This window comes from Mycobacterium sp. AZCC_0083, from assembly GCF_014202335.1.
GTDB lineage: Bacteria > Actinomycetota > Actinomycetes > Mycobacteriales > Mycobacteriaceae > Mycobacterium.
The window spans coordinates 225,820-243,952 of the sequence record NZ_JACHGP010000002.1; the positions used below are offsets into that span (position 1 = coordinate 225,820).

The 18,133-nt window shown below is 66.9% G+C and carries 22 protein-coding genes; 12 read left to right on the top strand and 10 right to left on the bottom strand.

What is annotated here, in order from left to right; all coding sequences use genetic code 11:
* Positions 1-33: 33 nt before the first annotated feature.
* From HNP02_RS04660 to HNP02_RS04675, 4 genes are all read left to right on the top strand, one after another.
* The gene (locus HNP02_RS04660; RefSeq protein ID WP_149373170.1) at positions 34-495 is read left to right on the top strand and encodes a redoxin domain-containing protein; all 462 of its coding nucleotides are present in this window, start codon (positions 34-36) and stop codon (positions 493-495) included.
* A gap of 12 nt (positions 496-507) precedes the next feature.
* A complete protein-coding gene (locus HNP02_RS04665) occupies positions 508-1,395 on the top strand; it encodes a cytochrome c biogenesis CcdA family protein (RefSeq protein WP_184435596.1) in 888 nt (295 codons plus the stop codon).
* Position 1,396: 1 nt separating this feature from the next.
* Positions 1,397-1,900, top strand: a complete 504-nt coding sequence (locus tag HNP02_RS04670) for a GNAT family N-acetyltransferase (protein ID WP_184435597.1) — start codon at positions 1,397-1,399, stop codon at positions 1,898-1,900.
* A 269-nt stretch (positions 1,901-2,169) separates the two neighbouring features.
* Positions 2,170-3,054 (top strand): cyclopropane mycolic acid synthase family methyltransferase, encoded by an 885-nt coding sequence (locus HNP02_RS04675; RefSeq protein WP_184435598.1) that lies wholly within the window; start codon positions 2,170-2,172, stop codon positions 3,052-3,054.
* Between the two features lie 5 nt (positions 3,055-3,059).
* Here HNP02_RS04675 and HNP02_RS04680 read toward each other — a convergent pair whose 3' ends face one another.
* From HNP02_RS04680 to HNP02_RS04690, 3 genes are read right to left on the bottom strand one after another with little or no spacing between them, the layout of a single operon-like run.
* Positions 3,060-3,437, bottom strand: a complete 378-nt coding sequence (locus HNP02_RS04680; protein WP_184435599.1) for a thiol-disulfide oxidoreductase DCC family protein — start codon at positions 3,435-3,437, stop codon at positions 3,060-3,062.
* Positions 3,438-3,459: 22 nt separating this feature from the next.
* Positions 3,460-4,506, bottom strand: coding sequence for an agmatinase (speB, locus tag HNP02_RS04685; RefSeq protein WP_375373638.1), 1,047 nt, complete (start codon positions 4,504-4,506; stop codon positions 3,460-3,462).
* Between the two features lie 15 nt (positions 4,507-4,521).
* Complete coding sequence (locus HNP02_RS04690; RefSeq protein WP_375373643.1) at positions 4,522-4,941, bottom strand: acyl-CoA thioesterase; 420 nt, start codon at positions 4,939-4,941, stop codon at positions 4,522-4,524.
* 206 nt (positions 4,942-5,147) lie between these two features.
* On the opposite strand from HNP02_RS04690, the gene HNP02_RS04695 reads away from it, so the two are divergent.
* The gene (locus HNP02_RS04695) at positions 5,148-6,101 is read left to right on the top strand and encodes a threonine/serine dehydratase (protein WP_184435601.1); all 954 of its coding nucleotides are present in this window, start codon (positions 5,148-5,150) and stop codon (positions 6,099-6,101) included.
* 1 nt (position 6,102) lies between these two features.
* Here HNP02_RS04695 and HNP02_RS04700 read toward each other — a convergent pair whose 3' ends face one another.
* Positions 6,103-6,330, bottom strand: a complete 228-nt coding sequence (locus HNP02_RS04700; protein WP_184435603.1) for a hypothetical protein — start codon at positions 6,328-6,330, stop codon at positions 6,103-6,105.
* A 284-nt stretch (positions 6,331-6,614) separates the two neighbouring features.
* On the opposite strand from HNP02_RS04700, the gene HNP02_RS04705 reads away from it, so the two are divergent.
* The 3 genes from HNP02_RS04705 to HNP02_RS04715 all read left to right on the top strand — a co-directional run bounded on the left by HNP02_RS04705 (position 6,615) and on the right by HNP02_RS04715 (position 9,374).
* Complete coding sequence (locus tag HNP02_RS04705; RefSeq protein ID WP_221317184.1) at positions 6,615-7,943, top strand: hypothetical protein; 1,329 nt, start codon at positions 6,615-6,617, stop codon at positions 7,941-7,943.
* A 19-nt stretch (positions 7,944-7,962) separates the two neighbouring features.
* On the top strand, positions 7,963-8,568 hold the full coding sequence (locus HNP02_RS04710; protein ID WP_184435607.1) for a Pr6Pr family membrane protein: 606 nt from the start codon (positions 7,963-7,965) through the stop codon (positions 8,566-8,568).
* Positions 8,569-8,654: 86 nt separating this feature from the next.
* The gene (locus HNP02_RS04715; protein ID WP_309241444.1) at positions 8,655-9,374 is read left to right on the top strand and encodes a L,D-transpeptidase; all 720 of its coding nucleotides are present in this window, start codon (positions 8,655-8,657) and stop codon (positions 9,372-9,374) included.
* Here HNP02_RS04715 and HNP02_RS04720 read toward each other — a convergent pair.
* The 3 genes from HNP02_RS04720 to HNP02_RS04730 all read right to left on the bottom strand — a co-directional run bounded on the left by HNP02_RS04720 (position 9,358) and on the right by HNP02_RS04730 (position 11,629).
* Positions 9,358-10,041: a sterol desaturase family protein gene (locus HNP02_RS04720; protein ID WP_309241415.1), complete on the bottom strand. Its 684-nt coding sequence runs from the start codon at positions 10,039-10,041 to the stop codon at positions 9,358-9,360. The genes HNP02_RS04715 and HNP02_RS04720 overlap by 17 nt on opposite strands.
* Positions 10,038-10,760: a FadR/GntR family transcriptional regulator gene (locus HNP02_RS04725; protein ID WP_184435609.1), complete on the bottom strand. Its 723-nt coding sequence runs from the start codon at positions 10,758-10,760 to the stop codon at positions 10,038-10,040. The genes HNP02_RS04720 and HNP02_RS04725 overlap by 4 nt, the downstream gene beginning before the upstream one ends.
* 65 nt (positions 10,761-10,825) lie before the next feature.
* Entirely contained in the window at positions 10,826-11,629 is an 804-nt protein-coding gene (locus tag HNP02_RS04730; protein ID WP_184435611.1) for a helix-turn-helix domain-containing protein, read from the bottom strand.
* Positions 11,630-11,751: 122 nt separating this feature from the next.
* Here HNP02_RS04730 and HNP02_RS04735 point away from each other — a divergent pair, with 122 nt between their 5' ends.
* Positions 11,752-12,123: a hypothetical protein gene (locus HNP02_RS04735; RefSeq protein WP_184435613.1), complete on the top strand. Its 372-nt coding sequence runs from the start codon at positions 11,752-11,754 to the stop codon at positions 12,121-12,123.
* Here the strand turns inward: HNP02_RS04735 and HNP02_RS04740 are convergent.
* Positions 12,062-13,327: a cytochrome P450 gene (locus HNP02_RS04740; protein ID WP_184435615.1), complete on the bottom strand. Its 1,266-nt coding sequence runs from the start codon at positions 13,325-13,327 to the stop codon at positions 12,062-12,064. The two genes, HNP02_RS04735 and HNP02_RS04740, sit on opposite strands and share 62 nt — an antisense overlap.
* A gap of 192 nt (positions 13,328-13,519) precedes the next feature.
* On the opposite strand from HNP02_RS04740, the gene HNP02_RS04745 reads away from it, so the two are divergent.
* Positions 13,520-14,050: a hypothetical protein gene (locus HNP02_RS04745; protein ID WP_184435617.1), complete on the top strand. Its 531-nt coding sequence runs from the start codon at positions 13,520-13,522 to the stop codon at positions 14,048-14,050.
* Here the strand turns inward: HNP02_RS04745 and HNP02_RS43640 are convergent.
* Entirely contained in the window at positions 14,025-15,017 is a 993-nt protein-coding gene (locus HNP02_RS43640; protein ID WP_309241416.1) for a DUF2867 domain-containing protein, read from the bottom strand. The two genes, HNP02_RS04745 and HNP02_RS43640, sit on opposite strands and share 26 nt — an antisense overlap.
* A 119-nt stretch (positions 15,018-15,136) precedes the next feature.
* On the opposite strand from HNP02_RS43640, the gene HNP02_RS04760 reads away from it, so the two are divergent.
* Both HNP02_RS04760 and HNP02_RS04765 read left to right on the top strand, forming a co-directional pair.
* Positions 15,137-15,685, top strand: coding sequence for a TetR/AcrR family transcriptional regulator (locus HNP02_RS04760; RefSeq protein WP_184435619.1), 549 nt, complete (start codon positions 15,137-15,139; stop codon positions 15,683-15,685).
* Between the two features lie 87 nt (positions 15,686-15,772).
* Entirely contained in the window at positions 15,773-16,621 is an 849-nt protein-coding gene (locus HNP02_RS04765; RefSeq protein WP_184435621.1) for an SDR family NAD(P)-dependent oxidoreductase, read from the top strand.
* A gap of 33 nt (positions 16,622-16,654) precedes the next feature.
* On the opposite strand, the gene HNP02_RS04770 is transcribed toward HNP02_RS04765, so the two are convergent.
* On the bottom strand, positions 16,655-18,064 hold the full coding sequence (locus HNP02_RS04770; RefSeq protein ID WP_184435623.1) for an HNH endonuclease signature motif containing protein: 1,410 nt from the start codon (positions 18,062-18,064) through the stop codon (positions 16,655-16,657).
* Positions 18,065-18,133 lie beyond the last annotated feature (69 nt).

Consider the following 18,133-nt stretch of genomic DNA (forward strand, 5'->3'; position numbering starts at 1 on the left):
AAGTTTCGACTGCGCGGGTGGTTGGTCCTGGCGATGGTTGCCGGATTCGCCGCCCTGGTCCTTGGAGGTCCGCCGACCGCCCTTGCCGACGACCGCCAACAGTTCACTGGGACCACCCTTGCGGGCCAGCCATTCAATGGTTCCAGCCTCGCCGGCAAACCCGCCGTCCTGTGGTTCTGGACGCCGTGGTGCCCGTTCTGCAACGCCGAGGCGCCCTCGGTCAGCGCAGTGGCCGCCGCCAACCCCGGCGTGACGTTCGTCGGGGTCGCCGCGCGCTCGGACACCGGGGCCATGCAGAACTTCGTCGACAAATATCACCTCGGTTTCACCAATCTCAACGACGCCGACGGCTCCATCTGGGCGCGCTACAACGTGCCGTGGCAACCGGCCTACGTGTTCTACCGCCCCGACGGCAGCTCGACGTTCGTGAACAACCCGACCTCCGCCATGCCGCAAGACGAGTTGGCGGACCGGGTAGCGGCGCTGACCCGGTAGGTCGGCAACCACGTGGGACCCGACGGTCTCGGCCTTGCCTTCGGGGCCGGATTGGTGGCGGCGCTCAACCCGTGCGGGTTCGCCATGCTGCCCGCCTACCTGACCCTGGTGGTGCGCGGCGCCGAAACCGGGGGAATGTCTGCGCTTGGCCGGGCGGTAGCCGCCACCGCGGCGATGGCTCTCGGGTTCGTCGCGGTGTTCGGAACGTTCGGGTTGCTCGCGGTGTCCGTCGCCAACACCGCTCAGCGCTACATGCCCTACGCGACCGTGGCGATAGGCATTGCGCTTGCCGCACTGGGCGTTTGGCAGCTGACCGGCCACGAGGTGAAGGTCCCGATCCGAGATCCGTTGGCGCGGGGCGGCCGCTGGGGACCCACGGCCGCGCTCGGGTCGATGTTCGGGTACGGCGTGAGCTATGCGCTCGCATCCTTGTCCTGCACGGTCGGGCCGTTTCTCGCGATCACGGGGATCGGCGTCGGTTCGGCGGGCGGCGGCCTGCCCGCGCTCATGGCGTACACGGCAGGCCTGACGCTCGTCGTCGGCACGCTCGCCGTCGCCGCCGCGCTGGCCGGTTCCAGTCTGGTGGTGCGGCTGGGCCGGATCGTGCCCTACGTCAACCGAATCAGCGGTGCCCTGCTCGTCGTCGTGGGCGCCTACGTCGCGTATTACGGCTGGTTCGAACTGCGACTCTTCGCCGGTGCCGACCCAGGAGACCCCGTGATCGCCGCGGCAGGCCGACTGCAGGGCGCGCTGGCCGGCTGGGTTCACCGGGCCGGCGCGTGGCCGTGGCTGGTGGTGCTGGCCGTTCTGCTGCTCGGTGCGGCAGTGTGGTCGGTTCGACGCAGACGGGCACTCACAGATCCCCCGTCGCTTCGCTCGCCCAGGGGAGAGAGGACCTGACGTGACCAACTGGCCCGACCGACTCGCCGTGCGCCCGTGGACGCCCACCGACGATCAGGCCGTCGCGGAGTGGCGCTACTCCGGCAGGTGGTCGATTTACGACCAGAGTGACGGCAACCACGTGACAGGGGCCGACGTGACGGCGGCTGAGAGCTACCGGGCCGTCGTCGCCGCGGACGACGGCACGATCGTCGGCTTCTACTGCGTCGGTAGCGAGGCACTCGTACCCGGTGTCGAGTCCGACGACGACGTCGTCGACCTCGGCGTCGGGATGGCACCTGCCTTCGTCGGAGCCGGCCGCGGGAACGCATTTCTGCAGGCCGTGCTCGACGACGTCGGCCAAGAGCTGCCCGCCAAGCCCGTCAGGGCGCTCATCCAGTCGTGGAACGTCCGCAGCCTGTCGTTGGCGCGGCGACTCGGGTTCGTCGAGACGGGTACCCACCGGTGTGTCCAGGACGGGAACGACATCGACTACACGATCGTCGTGCGGCCAGTCCGTGGTTGATCTCACACCGAGTCACCCGATGACCTCAGCAAACATTTGTTCAGACGATTCACAGCGTGCTCAGCAACTTCGCAAAGGAACCGGTGCTCCGGCCAGGTCAGCACGGGAATTACGAGTTGGTGACACCGGCAAACCTTGCGGCGACCGATTCGCTGAGGGCTTCGCGACTCAGGTAGTGTGCGTAAGTTGCCGAGAAGTGCATCGGGCGAGGCTCTCCAGACAGCGCGGAGCTTCAGACGAAATTCATTCCAGACGCCGAAGGCTGTGACTTGCCAGATACAAAGAGCGATACCAAAGGCCTGAAGCCGCACTTCGAAGACGTGCAGGCGCACTACGACCTGTCTGATGACTTCTTCCGGCTGTTCCTGGACCGCACCCAGACCTACAGCTGCGCGTACTTCGAGCGCGACGACATGACGCTCGAAGAGGCGCAGCTCGCCAAGATCGACCTGTCGCTCGGCAAGCTCGGGCTGGAGCCGGGCATGACGTTGCTCGACGTCGGCTGCGGCTGGGGCGCGACGCTCAACCGGGCGCTTGAGAAATACGACGTCAACGTCATCGGCCTCACGCTGAGCAAGAACCAACAGGCCCATGCCACGGAACTGCTTGCCAAGTCCGACAGTCCCCGCAGCAGGCGAGTGCTGCTGGAGGGCTGGGAGCAGTTCCACGAACCCGTCGACCGGATCGTGTCGATCGGCGCATTCGAGCACTTCGGCAAGGACCGTTGGGACGGCTTCTTCAAGATGGCCTACTCGGTGCTGCCCGCCGACGGCCGGATGATGCTCCACACCATCGTCAAGCCCAGCCGCGCGGAGATGGAAGGCCGCGGGTTGCCGCTGACGATGACGAAGATCAAGTTCTTCAAGTTCATCATGGACGAGATCTTCCCCGGTGGTGAGCTGCCATACATCGCCGACCTCGAGAAGAACGGGGTCAAGGTCGGCTTCGACGTCACCCAGGTGCAGACGCTGCGGTTGCACTACGCCCGCACTCTGGCGATCTGGGCCGCGGCCCTCGAGGCGCGCAAGGAAGAAGCCATCGAAGTTCAGTCCGAAGAGGTCTACGAGAGGTACATCAAGTACTTGGCGGGCTGCGCCGATCTGTTCCGGGACGGCTACTCCGAGGTCTGCCAGGTGACCCTGCACAAGAGCTGACCGAGTCAGCAGGCGACCGGGTGCGATTCGCAGTACGGCGTCGCGCCGGGGAAGCGATACCGGTGCGTGGCCACCCAGCGGTAGGTCACTTCTTGTAGACCCCGGATGCCGGGTAGTCGATAGAAGCGCAGTGGCAGCGTGGTGCCCAGCGCCACGGACAGTGCCGCATTGATCGCTTCTGCGCCGCCGTACACCGCTCCCGACGAGTCCAGCCACCAAGAAGACTCGGCCATCGTCGATTCGGTGAGCCCAAGCAGCTGCGCAGTGCCCTCCTGCCGAAAGGGCCGGGTGTCCAAGGCGCCGGTCCGGTCCAACCGCACCAATAGGTTCCTGGCCCGCGTGCACATCCCGCAGACCCCGTCGAAGTACAGAACGCCGGTCATGCCTCCATTGTGCTGCAGAGGATCACACCGGGGGACGGCCTGGCGGGCCCATCTTGGCGCCCGCGGCGTCACGCCTTCGGGCCGCCATGCCGGCGAGAGCCTCGAACACGACGCGGTGCGCAGCGTTCACGGTCAGCTCGGCGTGATCGTAGGCCGGAGCCACCTCCACGACGTCGACGCCTGCGACGTCGTGCTCGTAGCAGAGTTGGCGCACCATGCGGAGCAGGTCGACGCTGGTGATGCCACCGGGTTCCGGCGTGCCCGTGCCAGGAGCGTGCGCAGGGTCGAGGACGTCGATGTCGACCGACAGATACAGCTTGTCCGCCTTGGCCAGCGCCTCTCCGACGGCGTCGACCATCACGGCCTTGAAGCCGCGCTCCCAGATCTCCTGCATGGTGTGCCACACCATGCCCTGTTCCTGCATCCACTCGAAGGTGTCCTGCGGCGGCCAGTACCCGCGTAGGCCGACCTGGACGAAGTGGGTGCCTGGTACCGCGCCCGACTCGATGAGGCGACGCATCGGCGTGCCGTGGCTGGCTAGGTTGCCCTCGATTATGTCGGCCGTATCGGCGTGGGCGTCGAAATGCACGATGCCGACATTGCCGTAGCCGTGGACGTCGGCCACCGCGGTCGCCGACGGCCACGTGATCGAGTGGTCACCACCGAGCACGACGGGCACGATGCCGCGCGACGCCACCGCATGCACCCGTTCCTTGATGTTGGCGTGCGACACCTCGGTCTGACCATGCGGACAGTAGGCGTCGCCGAAGTCGACCACCTCGAGCCAGTCGAAGATCTCCAGTCCCAAATCCATGTGATACGTGCCGGGTTCGTATGCGGTGGCCCGGATCGCGCGGGGCCCGAAGCGTGCACCGGGACGATTCGTGGTCGCGATGTCGAACGGCGCACCGACGATGGCCACGTCGGGCTGCCACGAATCGAGCTGCTCGACTTCGGTGAGGAACGGCCGGTGCCCGAAGGACGCCAATCCCGCGTAGGCAAGGTCGAGTTGCTCGGCCATGCCTGGTGGGAGTTCGCGTTGCGGCCCGCGGTCGTGCTGGTGGCTCATGAGCCGACAGTACCGTCAATCGGCAAGGCCTTGACCCACAACGGAAGTGAGCGCCACGCGCAAGTGCTCGGGTATCACCTGCTTGGTCCAATCCTGCGTCGAGAGCACGACGTAGACGTTGCGGCCGCGCACCGCGATCGCCCGTTCACCGAACTCGTCGAGTCGGACCACTTCGAAGGCAAGGGCGAAGCTCGTCGTCCCGATTGCCACGCACGTCACGCCGACGCCGGCCGTGTCCCGCCAGCGCACCGGCGCGACGTAGTCGAGCTCGGCATGCACCACCTGGACGTCGAGCCCTTGGGTGACCAACACGGGATACGTCACGCCTACGTGGTCGAGGAACGCTCCGCACGCCTCGTCGAACCAGGTGAGGTAGTGGCCGTTGAAGACCACGCCCTGCTGGTCGATCTCGGCATAGCGCGGCACGATCGGCATCGAAAACGGTTCGCTCACGTAGCTCACCCTATGCATCGCCACGCGGCTCCCAGCAGCCCGAGCAAACCGCCGAGCGCCGTCTCACCGGCTGGCAGCGCGCCCTGTGCTGGGCCGCCTGGCTGGCGTTCCTCGGCCTGGCCGTGTGGACGTCGAAGAGCGGCTTCACCGCGCGTCGTCGTTGAATCGCGGGCTGACAGACTCGAGCCATGCAACTGGTCACGATCGATGACATCCGCGCTGCGGCTGACCGGATTCGGGGCTCCGTCATACGCACCCCGCTGCTCTCCGCACCGTGGGGCGATCCCGCGCGACCACTGTGGATCAAACCCGAGAGCCTGCAGGCGATCGGAGCGTTCAAGGTCCGTGGCGCCTTCAACGCGATCGGCAGGCTCGACGAAGCCAGCCGCGCAAGGGGAGTGGTCGCCTATTCGAGCGGCAACCACGCCCAGGCCGTCGCCTACGCGGCCGCCGCCTTCGGCATCGCGGCAACGATCGTCATGCCCGAGGAAACGCCTGGTGTGAAGGTCGCGGCGACCCGCAGCCACGGCGCCGAGGTGGTGTTGTGCGCTGCCGGACAGCGCGAGAAGGTGGCCGACGAGGTGGTGGCACGGACCGGTGGCGTGCTGGTGCCGCCGTTCGACCACCCGGACGTCATCGCTGGGCAGGGCACCATCGGCCTTGAAATCGCCGAGGACCTACCCGACGTGGCAGCGGTGCTGATTCCCCTCAGCGGTGGTGGCCTTGCGTCGGGCATCGGGACGGCAATCAAGGCGCTGTGTCCCGGTGCACGCGTCATCGGCGTCGAGCCCGAGCTCGCGGCCGACACGGCGCAGGGGCTGGCCGCAGGACACCGAGTGGACTGGTCGATCGAGGACCGCAACCGCACCATCGCCGACGGCCTGCGCTCGCAGCCCTCCGAGCTCACGTTCGCGCACCTGCAACGGGTCCTCGACGACGTGATCACCGTGTCGGAGAACGACATTCGCGAAGCGGTGCGCGAGATCGCGCTACGAGCTCACCTCGTCAGCGAGCCCAGCGGCGCGGTGGCACTTGCGGGTTACCGAACGGCTCGGACACCGCCCGGGCCGACGGTGACGATCCTGTCGGGCGGCAACGTGGAGCCCGACCTACTCGCTCAGATCTTCGCCGGACAGAGCTGAGTCACCACACCACCACGAGCGGCGACGACACCGAGCACCTGTCGAGTAGGCAGTGCGCCCAGGCATCCTGTGTGGCGGCTGCCTTCAAGCGGCGCCGGCGACCCGCCCAGCCGCAAGAGCACGCCGCCGTCGAGTCGCCGAATCCGAGGTTGTGCACGGACACCACGCCGTGCGCCTCCTGCTGGCTGAACTCGAAGTCCCCGAAATCCACTGCGAGTGCTGTTGCCATCGTGGTGCTCCTTCGCCCCGACCTCATCACCCTGCTCAATGGTCACATCATCACCCCACTGCAGGCCGGATTCGGTTTACGACAGGTCACAACTCGGCCAAGGGCCGGTTGCCGCGGGCGGACGGGCCCTCCGGCCGATCGCCGGGTAGTGTCACCCCGAAAGGTGGATCCTCACCACACCGCGCTGGCGCCGCCTGGATTCGTTCCGGTGTTCGCGCCACCAGCTGGCTGGGGCCATCTCGTGGTCTGAAGGGATACATGTGGACGCGGTGCTCGGGTTGTCTATGACTCCGACGTCCGTTGGCCTTGTTCTCGTCGAGGGTCAGGACGCCGACGGCGCCACCATGGACCGCGATGCGTTCGACGTGTACCAAAGCTCGATCCAGTCCTCCGAGCAGGCCACCGCAGCCGTTCTCCGTACCGAAGCGCTCGCCGCCAACCGCGGCCTGCGTCTGAATTCCATCGGGGTCACGTGGAGCGAGGACGCAGATGCGCAGGCATCGGCGCTGATGCAGTCACTGTCGGACTCGGGTTTCGACAACGTCGTTGCGATCCGGCTGCCGGAGGCGACCGAGGCGCTGGCCCGCGGGATGGCGGCCGTCATCGGCTACCAGACCACCGCGGTCTGCGTCATCGAACCGGACGCCGTGATCAGCCTCGTCGTCAACACGTCCGACGGTGCGGTCCAGACCGCGTTCAACCACTCCATCGACTCCGACGAGAGCTTGATCAGCTGGTTGAGCACGGTGTTCACCAAGGCGGACTGGCAGCCCGAGGCACTGGTGGTGGTCGGCTCGGCAGGCGGTTTCGAGTCGATCCTGCACAAGCTCGAGGACGCGCTCTCGGTGCCCGTCTTCGCACCCGCGGAGGCCGAACTCGCCCTCGCCAGAGGCGCGGCGCTGGCCTCGGCGCAGACCATCGAGCTGCCGCGGGTCGACTACGACAGCGATTTCGGTCGCGACTTTGGTGACGAATACGCCCACGAGTCCGCCTACGACCGGAGCGGCTCGACGGGCCGGCACCGTTCCGTGGAACCCTCCGAAGGACGCTCTGCGGCGTTGGGCCACACCGGCGCCGTCACGATGCTGGTCGCCGGGGTCGTGACCTTCGTCGTCTCGGTGTCGATCGCAGTCAGTCTCGAGTTCGCGCCGCACCGCGACGCCCGATCGGCTGACCCGGTGCCCGCCGCCGTGAACGAGCCACAGACCCCTGCGGCCGTGAAGCCCATCCCGCCCGCCATGCCGCCGCCGGTGTCGATTCCGCCACCGCAGGCCGTGGAACCGGTCGCGCCGCCGGAGGCGCCGGTCGTCGACGCTGCCCCGCCGGAGACCTACGTCCCGGCCGAGGCGCCGGCCATCGACGAGGCACCGATCGCCGATCCAGCCAGCCCAGAGGCCCCGCCTGCCGACCTGCCTGCGGTGGATCCGGCCATGGCGCCGCCGCCGGATGCATTGGCCCCGCCGCTGGACGCCGTGCCGACGATCGATCCGGCCGTGCCGACGAAGAAGCCCGGCATCTGGACGCGCATCAAGGACCGGCTGACGCCGGGGAACGACAACCCTCCGGTCGACGGCGCACCCCCGGCGGAGGTCGTGCCGCCGCCGGTTCCGTAACGGATCGGCGCCCGTTCCATTGGGACGCTTGGCCATTCAGAACGCTAACCTTCGCGTCGCACTCCGTGTGACGCTCGTACTGGTCGTACTGCTTGCGCTCGTCTCCGTCGAACTGTCGTCACGGTCCGGCGTGCTGTGGCGTCTGGTGACCTTCACCTATCAGGCCAACGTGCTGGCTGCGGCGTACTACGCGTGGACTCTGGTGTCACCGCGCGCCGATGCCCGCACCGGGTTGCGCGGCGCCGTCGTGCTCTACGTGGTGGTGGCAGGCGTGATCTGGAATCTGTTCCTGACCGGGCACAGCATGGGCTACACGCCGGCCAATGTCCTTCTGCACGTCGTCATGCCGGTGCTCGCCGTCACCGATTGGGTCCTGATCGGCAGGGGAGAGTTCGCGGTCCGTTGGTGGCAGCCCTTCGCGTGGCTCGCCTATCCGGCCGCCTACGCCGCCCTCGCCCTGATCGTCCTCAACCAGGCGGGCCGTCGCGCGCCCTACTACTTCCTCGACCCGCACAGCGTGGGAATCGGTGCGGTGGTGGTCAACACGAGCATTCTCGGGCTCGGATTCCTCATGCTCGGATATCTGTTGTTGGCCTTGGCGCGCAGGCCGTCGGCTAACGCGTAGCCGACGCTGAGCGAACTAGCATGTAGTCAGGGTGTCGGGAATCGAAGGGTGAAATCTTGAGTAGTGCGCTGCGGTACGTGCTGACGGTGATGGTCGGGGTGTCGACGGCCTTGTTGCCGGGAGCGGTGGCAACCAGCGGGGCGGCGGTGCCGATTCAGGCCACCGTCGCGAGCGTTGCGCCTGCCGCAGGCGACGTCGTGGGGGTGGCGATGCCGATCACCATCACGTTCACCATGCCGGTCGCCGACCGCGCTGCGGCAGAGCGTGCCATCGACATCTCCTCGCCGAAGACGCCTGCGGGCACGTTCAGCTGGCTCGCAGGAGACTCCGTACGGTGGACACCGACCGGGTATTGGCCTGCGCACTCGACGATCTCGGTCACGGCACTCGGATTCAAGACGACGTTCGGGACGAACGCCGCGGTGGTGGGCGTGGCCGACATCGACGCGCACACGTTCACCGTGAGCATCGACGACCAGGTGGTGCGCACGATGCCCGCATCGATGGGCAAACCGAAGCACCCAACGCCCATCGGCTCGTTCACCGCGCTGGAGAAGCAGTCCCCGGTCATCATGGACTCGCGCACCATCGGCATTCCGCTGAGCGACCCCGAGGGGTACAAGCTCACCGTGTACGACGCGGTTCGGGTCACCTGGGGCGGCGTCTACGTGCACGGGGCGCCGTGGTCGACGGGATCGCAGGGCAACGCGAATGTCAGCCACGGCTGCATCAACCTGAGCCCTGACAACGCCGCGTGGTACTACGACACCGTCAACATCGGTGACCCCATCATCGTGCAGGCGTAGCCGCGTGGAGGTTCTTCGCCGTCGGTGACGTCGCGACGGTCGCGGCGTCGGGGTAGGTGCGCAACACTCGGTCGGCAGTGCCGGAGCTCGTCACGGTGAACCAGTAGTGCTCGTTCTTGAAGTGATGTTGCCGGTGATTCTTCCAAATCGCCCTGTACGCACCGGTTTTCGGCTTGTAGTCGCTATGGATCAGGTAGTGGCACCACTCGTACCACAAACCGATCACCGAGACGAACACCAGATAGGTCAGCCCGAGACCGGCCCGCGGAAAGGCCAGCACCGCAATGGCGACCGCCACCGGCAGCACCCACAGCAGTGCGGGCCACGGGATGAAGATGAGCGGCACCTCGCGCGGGTCGACGTGATGCTCGCGGTGTTTGCGGGCCAGTAGGGAGTCGATGGTCACTGGCCCGATGCGCCGTGGCCGCCAGTGCAGGACGAACACGTGCACGATCCATTCGAAGAACGGGAACACCGCAAGCATCGCCACGGGAACGACCGCGTCGGTGTACTGCCAGTCGCCGACGATCATCCGTAGCGTCAGAGCGACCAGCAACGTGGCGCCGATCATCCACGGCGAGGGGTGTTTCCAGAATTCCCTGGAAGCGTCGGCCAGCGAGAAACCACGGCGTTCGGGACGGCGGTCTGCAGTGGCGACGGGGTTCACGAAACGTCCTCCAAGGTGTCGATCACACTGAGCAGTGCGACGGTGGCGGGTTCCAACAGGGCCCGCGCAGCTGCTTCGGCTGCGACCGGGTCGCCGTCTCGGATCGCCTTCGCGATGTCGCGGTATGCATTGGGGCGGCCGACCTCGGCGGCCATCATCGTGGCCAATGCAGGCAGGGCAGGCTCGTAGGTGGCCCGCAGCGTGTTGTACATCAGGCGGAATGCGATCGAATCGGCTCCGTCGACGACGTGATCCCAGAACGTCAGCGCGTGCCGTTGGCGCTCGACGGGGTCGTCCTCGGCGTCGAGCGCGCCGATCGTGGCGTCGAGCAGGTCGGCCAGGTCGGGGCTGCGCCGCTGGGCGGCGAGTTCGGCGATCTTGGGCCCGTTGTGCATTCGCGTTTCGAGGATGCTGCGCACCACCGATACGTCGACCTCGCCCGCCCGGATCAGCAGGCGGGGGAGCAGGTCGAGACCGGCATGTCGGCGGAAGTCGCGCACCGTGGTGGCGTCGCCCTGGCGCACCTCGACCAACCCTGCCTCGGTGAGCCGCTTGATCGCCTCCCGCACCGCGGGGCGCGACACGCCGAGCACCTCGGCCAGACGCCGTTCACTGGGCAACGCGGCGCCGGGCGCCATGTCGCCGCTGAGTACCTCGGCGACGATCTGTTCGAAGACGTCCTCGGGTACCGATCGACGGTTTACGGGTTGTAGCGCCATGCGCCCACCATGGCATCCCATTGGTCAGAGGTCAAGTGGTCTTACCAGTGGTCTGGAAGAATGCTTTAGCGCAGCGCCTCGGCGGTCGACTCGTCAGCAGGCAGGAACGCCTCGATGCTGAGCTCGGCGGCAGTGAGGTCGAGCGCAGTGCCGAAGGTGGTCACGGTGCTCAGGAACCTCAGGACTCCGCCTCCGGGACCGTCGATCTCCAGCGGCACCGCGACGCCGCCGAGGTCGGTGGTGTCGTCGAACCCGCCCGGGTATGCGTCGATCTCGGCGAGCAGCGCCGACAGTTCGGCGGACCCGCTGACCACGACCTCGCGGCGCAGTCGGCTGATGACGTGGTGACGCCACTGCCCGAGGTTGCGGATGCGTGGCGCCAGGCCGTCGGGGTGCAGGGAGATGCGCAATGCGTTGGGCGGGTCGAGCAGTTTGGGGTCGACGCCCTGGAGCATCAATCCGGCGCCGGCGTTGGCGGCCACCAGGTTCCAGGCCCGATCCACCACCAGGCAGGGATAGGGCTCGTAGGCCTTGAGTACCTGATCGATGCCGTCACGGACGGCAGACATGTCGGGGTCGGCCAGCGAGCGCTCAGCGTAAACGGGCGCGAGTCCCGCGGCCAACAGGAGCTGATTCTGTTCGCGCGGTGGCACTTCCAGCACCTCGGCGAGCCGCAGCACCATGGCGCGACTCGGCACGGACCGCCCGGTCTCGATGAAGCTGACGTGACGCGATGACACGTCGGCCTCGATCGAAAGATCGAGTTGGCTGAGCCGCCGTCGCTGCCGCCACTGCTTCATCAACGACCCGAACGGGGGGTGCTGCACGCCGACGGTGCGGACGTGAGGAGCAATGGGGCTACTGGTCATCGGCCCAGTCTGGCCCGTTCCGATGCAGCGATCCACTACCTGGCAGGTAATTGCTTCGCTTACCCGCAGGCGGGAGCGTGATTGGTGTCCGGCAACGGCCGGCCAACGACGAGGAGGCGACGATGAAGTCCCGTCAGCAGGCGCTCAGTGACCAGGGAATCCCGCGGTGGCTGCGTTTCGTGATGAAGTCCGACCGCGCGGGCTCCGCCTGGTACGTCGGCATGGGGTTCTTCTTCGCACCGGCGCTCGCCATCGTGTCCCCGTGGCAGGCATTGACCAACGCGATGTGGATCGTCATCGCACTGGCCGGTCTGTGGCTGGGTCTGCTCGGCATCGCGATGGCAACCGGCCTGGCCATTGTGCTGCGGTCCAACCGGGAGATCCCTGAGGACTACTGGCGTTCGATAATCGACTACCCGTCAGCGCCGAAACCTAATGCGCCACAGGCTGCTTCCCGGCCGACTCTCCGGAGTAGTCGACCTGCCAGTGTTTGATGCCGTTGAGCCAGCCGGACCGCAACCGCTCGGGCTTGGCCAGCGAGGTGAGGTCCGGCATGGCGTCGGCGATCGCGTTGAACATCAGGTCGATGGTCATCCTGGCCAGATTGGCACCGATGCAGTAGTGGGCGCCCGTTCCGCCGAACCCAACGTGCGGGTTGGGATCACGAAGGATGTCGAACTCGTACGGGTTGTCGAAGACTTCCTCGTCGAAGTTCGCCGAGCGGTAGAACATCACCACCCGCTGACCCTTCTTGATCGACACGCCGCCGAGCTCGGTGTCCTCAAGCGCGGTGCGCTGGAACGACGTCACCGGAGTGGCCCAGCGGACGATCTCGTCTGCGGCCGTCGCAGGCCGTTCCTTCTTGAAGAGCTCCCACTGATCGGGGTGGTCGGTAAAGGCCATCATGCCTTGGGTGATCGAGTTTCTCGTCGTCTCGTTACCCGCCACCGCCAAGATGATGACGAAGAAGCCGAACTCGTCATCGGAGAGCTTATGGCCCTCGACGTCGGCCTGAATCAGCTTGGTGACGAGATCCTCGGCCGGGCTATCGGCCCGCTCGGCCGCCAGCTGCATGCCGTACATCATCAGTTCGGCTGAGGCGGTCATGCCGTCGTTGGAGGCGAACTCCGGATCCTGGTCGCCGACAAGCTGGTTGGACCAGTCGAACAGCTTCTTGCGCTCGTCCTGCGGCACGCCCATCAGGCCCGCGATGGCCTGCAGCGGGAGTTCGCACGACACCTGTTCGACGAAGTCTCCGGAGCCTTCGGCCGCCGCCTTGGCAGCGATGTCGCGTGCGCGCTCAGCAAGGTCGGCGCGCAGCAGTTCGATGGCCCGGGGCGTGAAGGCACGCGAGATGATCTTGCGCAGGTGGGTGTGGTGCGGCGCGTCCATGTTCAGCAGCACGATGCCCCGACTGGCGTCGATCTGGTCGCGCGACGCACCCTCGGCGTATCGCGGCAGCGCGGTCTTCTCCTGGCTGGAGAACACGTCACTGCGGCGCGACACCTCCTTGACGTCCTTGTGCTTCGTGACGACCCAGTACCCGCCGTCGCCGAAGCCACCGATTCCTTCCGGCTGCTCGTTCCACCAAATTGGCGCGACCTTGCGCATTTCGGCCAGCTCGGCGATGGGCAATCGTTCGGCGTAGATGTCCGGGTCGGTGAAGTCGAACCCTGGGGGGAGGTTCGGTGACGGCATCCATTCACTCCTTCGACGACGTGATCTAGTGGCGTAAGCCATTGCTACACCAGTGATCGCAGGTCCGCGGCAGGTTGCTCAAACTCCCAAGTAGAACGTGTTCCCGTCCGCGTTTTGTAACGGAATTCCAATGAAAACGGAAAGAACCCTTGGGTACCATGAGTCCCTGGCGTAACACCGAGAGGCAACGCGATGAGTCTTGGCACACGGGCCGTTCTGTCCGCTTTCACCTGCTGCGCGTCTGGCGCGGCCGTCGCTCTCATCGCGGCGGCAGCCGCATCGGCCGACCCGCTGGTACCTGCACCGCCGCCACCACCTCCGGTCGAGTCGACCACGGTGCAAGCGGCAGGCGATGCCCCCGCACCCGGCCCCGCGCCAGCGCTTCCCACACCTCCCGATGGCGTTCCGCATCTCGCCAGCCCCGATGCCCTTCCGCCGGGTTCGACGATGGATCCTCAGGACAGCGACTCGCCGAACGTCAGTTACCTCAAGGATCTGTGGCAGGCCGTACAGAACCACGAGATCAGCGGTAAGGAAGCGCTGGTGATGGGGATCGCGCAGCGCGGCATGGACACGCCGATTCCGGACCAGGCTCCTGGCCCGAACGTGCCGATCTCTCCGGTCGATCCCGCGCTCGCGCCTCCGCCGCCGGCTCCCGCACCGGGACCGGCCCCTGCATTGCTCCCGCCGCCCCCGGCTAGCCCGCTCCCGCCCACTCCGTAGTGTCGGAGGACGCCGCCCGCTCCAGGAGTCCCAGAACCGTACGCACATGCGTGCGGAGGACCGCTGCCCACACCGCTCGAGTCGCGGGAGTGCGGTGCTGAACGAGGGTTCCGAACAGCAGCCCTTCCGGACGGAGCGTGAACAGCAACTCCGCGGGCATCCCGATCCGCGAATCCCTGCCGAGTAGCACCGCGTCCGGCGCGCTGCTTCGCACCGCCCAATCCAGGATCGACGGGCCTGGCTCGGCCGACTTCAGCCCGAGCGCCAACCAGCCGGACAACAGCTGAGCTCGCGTCGCAGCCGGAGCCTCCTCCAGTATTGCCTTGGCCCATCGTTCGGCCGTCCAGTCCGGGTGGGCGCTGATATCGACGAGGAATGCGTCGGCGTAGTCGATCCGGGGCAGGGTGCCGAGTTCCCGAACGTCGTCCGGCACCGGGATCTGTCGGGCTGCTGTCCGCCACAGTCGCCCGATGGTGCGCAGCATCAGCGGGTAGACCAGCGCGTAGCGGAATGGCGCTATCGCCGCCATGTACGCACGGCCGAGCAATCCGTTCGGCTTGACGAGCACCGCCATCTGACCGCGGTAGCCACCGTCACCGTCCGGCACCCAACTCAGGTGCAGCACCCCGTGCATGGTCTCGTTCGCGATTTCCAGGGCCGCCTCGTCATCGGTGACATAGACGGGGCGGAAAGGCGACTCGGCGGGCAGGTTCGTGTCGACGCCAGCGGGGAGGTCGGCAGGGAGGCGATCGCGTAGCGACGGCACACGGGCGCCCAATCCCGTCTCGCCGCGGTCGAGGCCGAACAAGGCGCCAAGGCGCCACCTGAGCGCAAACAACGCGGCGACGACGGGCGACGCCTGGGCAGGGTCGAATGACTCCATCAACGCGACCAGCCGCGGGAAGTCGTCCGGACCGCCGACCGTCGGCAGCGCCCAGACGTCCTCGACGCGAAAGTCGGTCGTCATGGCGTGGATTCGCCATGGCATACGGGTGTGTTCACTGACGGGAAGCTTCGCTGTCGGAACCATACATCACTGTATGTATCATGGCCTCGTACTGTCAATGGACAACCTCGGGAGAATCGATGCCGGCACCGACGCGGACCACCCGCGATGCTTGGGTCGACGCCGGGTTGGCGGCACTGGCCGAAGGGGGACCAGACGCCGTGCGGGTCGACGTGCTCGCGCAGAAACTCGGGGTGACCCGCGGCGGCTTCTACCACCAGTTCGATGGCAGGCAGGCGCTGCTCGATGCCGTCCTCGACGCATGGGAGCTCAGGAGCACCGACGAGGTGCTCGACACCGTCGAACGGGAAGGTGGCGACGCGCGCACCAAGGTCACCAAGGCAGGCATGCTGACGTTCTCCAACGAACTGCTGCCGATCGACCTCGCCGTCCGGGACTGGGCGCGCCGGGATGCGGGCGTCGCCGAACGACTGCGCCGCGTCGACAACCGGAGAATGGATTATCTCCGCACGCTCATCGCCGAACTGCACACCGACGTCGACGACGTGGAAGCGATTGCCCTGCTGGCATTTTCGTTGTTGATCGGCAACCACTTCATCGCCGCAGACCACGGGCCGCGGGATCGGGTCGCCGTGCTGCGACGGGCCGCCGACCGGCTGCTGTCCTAAACCCGCGTGTCCGTCGGAGCGATCAGTCCTGCTGTTCTTCATACTGAGCCAGGTGAACGCCTCTACGACGTATGGGGATTCGACATCATGCGGCCTCGAGTTGTACTGATCACCGGGACCTCGTCCCGACAAGGCATCGGCTATGCGACGGCACGGCGCCTGGCGGCCGATGGGCACACGGTGTACGCGACGATGCGCGACCGGGCCACTGCCGACGACCTCACCCGAGACGCCGAGCCCGGCCGCATCGAAGTTCGTACGCTGGACCTGCTCGAACGATCCACCATGGGGCCGTTACTGGCGGAAATCGTCGATACCGAAGGACGCCTCGATGCCGTCATCAACAACGCCGGCTATGGCGTGATCGGTGGCGTCGAACAGGTGTCACTCGACGTCGCGAGGACCAGCTTCGAGACAAACGTGTGGGGCACCATGGCCCTCGTGCAGGAAGCCCTGCCGATCATGCGCCGGCAGAACCATGGTCACCTGGTACTTGTCTCGTCGTGCTTCGTGGCTGGCCTCCCCGTGATGGGCATGGGCTACTACCTGGCCGCCAAGGCGGCGCTGGAGACGTTGTTCTGCAGTGCCGCCGTCGAAGCTGCGCCTTATGGCGTAACGGTTTCGTGCTTCCAGCCCGGCCCGGTGATGACGGAGCTTGAACGGGTGTGGGGTGATCGCATACCGGACGGCGGCGACCCTCGACCAAGCCTGTCCGAGGACCTCTACGCCTGGGTCGGCACGTCCGGTCCCGCTCCGCAGACGCCGGCGGAAGTGGCCGCGGCACTCGCGGAACTCGTCAACGCCGACAGTCCGACACTCGCCGCTCAGTCGGGTCCCGCATCTCGTGCGTACGCGGCCGCAGCCCTTCGCGATCCCAGTCGCTCGGCCGAGCTCTCCGGACTGCTTGCAGCCGTCAATGCCAGTGCCCCGGACTGAGATATCGGGTCACCAGTTCTCGCGCCTGGTCGGCTAGTCGGGACACTCCGGGTCCTCGTCGTCGTCGGGGTCGGTGAGCATGCGTTCGGGGTGGTGGTAGTCGTTGGTGGTTGGTCGGTTGGTGGGCAGGTGTGGTGGTCGGATCCATTGGGTGCGGCCGTCGGGGAGTTGTCGGGTTTCCCAGCCGTTGGTGTTGATGATCCGGTTGTGCGGTCCACAGGCCAGGGTGAGGTCGTTGATGTTGGTTAGTCCGCCGGCACCCCAGTCCAGGGTGGCGTGGTGGGCTTGGCTGCGGTCGGCGGTGACGGTGCAGCCGGGGTAGGTGCAGCCGCGGTGTTTGGCCGCCAGCATCAGCCACTGTCCGGGGGAGGCGGTGCGCTTGGCGCGGAACAGGTTGAGCGGGATGTCGGTGCCCTTGTCGAACACCGCGAGATACGGGTGTGCGTGGGCAGCCATCTGGATCACCTCGGCCATGGGCAGCAGGACGCCGCTGGCGGTGATGGCGTGCCCGGTGCCGGCTTCCAAATCGTGGAGGCTGGTGGTGATCACGATGGTGGTGGGTAGGCCGTGGTGGGTGCCGAGTTGACCGGAGGCCAGCAGGGCTTGGCCCATCGCGGCCAGGGCGTCGTGGCGGCGTTGGGCTGGGGTGCGGTGATCTTTGTCGATGGTGGCTTGGTCGGGGTCGCCGTCGATGACGGGGGTGTCGTCGTCGGGGTTGCACTTGCCGGGGGCTGCCCAGCCGGTCATCACGGCATCCCAGATGGCCCGGGCCTGCGGATCCAGGTAGCCGCTGATGCGGCTCGTGCCGTCGGGGCCTTGCGGGCCGACGGTGATGCCGCGTTTGCGGGCGCGGTCGGCGTCGGTGAAGTCGCCGTCGGGGTGCAGGTAGGCCAGCAGCAGTGTGGCGGCTTGGCGGAGTTCTTCGGGTGTGAGGGTGCTCCCGACGCGGGCCAGGGAGGCTTCGGCCTTGTCGCGCTCGGCGCGGGGGACCGCATCGGGCAGGTGGCTGAAGAACCCGCGGATGATCGTGATGTGTTCGGCGCCGATATGGCCGCGGGCTTGCGCGGCCGCGGTGCGCGGCAACAGCGGCTCCAGCGGCTCACCGAGCAACGACATCCGCGGACCGAGGTCGGTGGCGCAGTCGATGCGCCGGCCGGCTTCGGTGCGGCTGATCCGCAACCGGTCGGCCAGCAGATTGGTGATGGTGGTGACGCCCAGGGTGATGGGGTTGGCTTCGGCCTTGAGTCGGTTGATCACCGGATGCCCCGACACGGGCAGCCGGCGGACGGCGGTTTCGGTGCGGTCCAGCACGTCCAACAGCTGCTGGTGGCTCAGTGCGCTCACGTCTAGGCAGGTGAGTGCGTCGACCGCGGCATCGAGGGCATCGAGCACCCGAAGGTGGTCTCCGTGGTCCTCGTAGTCGGGGACCGCACTCAAACCCATACCCGAACACTAGTTCGAACGACCGACAAGCAGGCCAAGAATGTGACGCCTGAAGCCTAAGTGACACAA